The 1,255-nt window shown below is 49.8% G+C and carries 2 protein-coding genes; one reads left to right on the plus strand and one right to left on the minus strand.

The genetic code is table 11. The features are described 5' to 3' along the window. A partial coding sequence (locus tag ACRC27_RS10405) for a response regulator (RefSeq protein ID WP_438639826.1) occupies window positions 1–821 on the plus strand: 821 nt, incomplete at its 5' end. Between the two features lie 21 nt (window positions 822–842). On the opposite strand, the gene ACRC27_RS10410 is transcribed toward ACRC27_RS10405, so the two are convergent. Further along, on the minus strand, window positions 843–1,255 hold a 413-nt coding region (locus tag ACRC27_RS10410; RefSeq protein WP_438639827.1), incomplete at its 5' end, for a tyrosine-type recombinase/integrase.

The raw sequence follows: 1,255 nt of genomic DNA on the forward strand, positions 1-1,255 counted from the left end.
CGTCGGTACCCGCGCAATACAGCGGTGAACGTGATTGCTCCCTTGATGGCCTGCGCTTATTGCTGATAGAAGACAATGCCTTGATTCGCCAGATCTCGTGCGAGATGCTGGAAAGCAGTGGTGCGCAGGTGTTGGTGGCAGAAAACGGCGCGCAAGCAAGAGCCGTTTTGGTAAGAGAATTTGCATATGTGCATGGAATGCTGGTGGATTTGTCCTTACCTGATTGTGATGGTGCTGAGTTAGCGGTGATGTTGGCGGAGCGCTACCCGCAGATCCCACGGATCGCGTTCAGTGCGCATGTCTTAGATAAGGCGTTAGGTGACAAAATCAGCGATATATTTTGTGGTTTGATTCAAAAGCCCGTACAGCAAGAAACCTTATGCCGATTAGTGAAACACTATCTGCAAGCCAGTGTTGCAGTGCAACCAAGCGGTAAAAATACGCGTGAAGAGCGTGTTATCGATAAATGTGCGCAAGTTAGTACAGCTGATTTACTTAATCTGGAGCAGCTACGAGACGACTATCAGCGATTTGGCTTCGCCCGCTTGCATAAATGGGTATCTTTATTTGAAACCCATAGCCTACCGTTATTGGAGCGTATTCAAGTAGAGTTTGAGCAGGGAAATGGCAAAGCCATCTCTGAGCTGGCACATACACTGAAAAGTAGCTGTGCGAGCTTAGCGATGCAGCAAGCAACAAGCCTGTGCCAGCAACTGGAAAACGATCCGCTAGTATCAAGCACACAACAAGCTTTAGAGCATGTCACTCGAAGCAGTTTCTCTGCTCTTCAGCACTGGCTTGTCGCCCAAAAACGCGAATAATCACACTCGCGAATAACCACACTACAAATCAGAAAATGGACTGCGCACGCCACTGGCACCTTGTTGTAAGACGTGCGTATAGATCTGGGTTGTGCGCACATCCGAATGGCCCAGTTGCTCCTGCACCGTGCGGATATCCGCACCGCGTGCGAGCAGATGAGTCGCGAATGAGTGGCGTAGCGTATGGCAACTTACCGGCTTGGTGATTTGTAATTTACGCGCCGCAAATCGTACCGCTTTTTGTAATGTGGTGGCATCCAAATGATGCCTACGAAGTGCGTGATTTTCCGGATCTCGACTTAAGCGGCTGGCAGGAAAAAGATAATGCCATCCAAGCTCCATTGGTCCATTCGGGTATTTACGCGCTAATGCATAGGGCATTTTCACCCCATCGTAGCCTTCCGTTTCGCGATCGCCATCAAAGCACTGGCGGA

This window comes from Plesiomonas sp., from assembly GCF_051650925.1.
Lineage (GTDB): Bacteria > Pseudomonadota > Gammaproteobacteria > Enterobacterales > CAMTGL01 > Plesiomonas.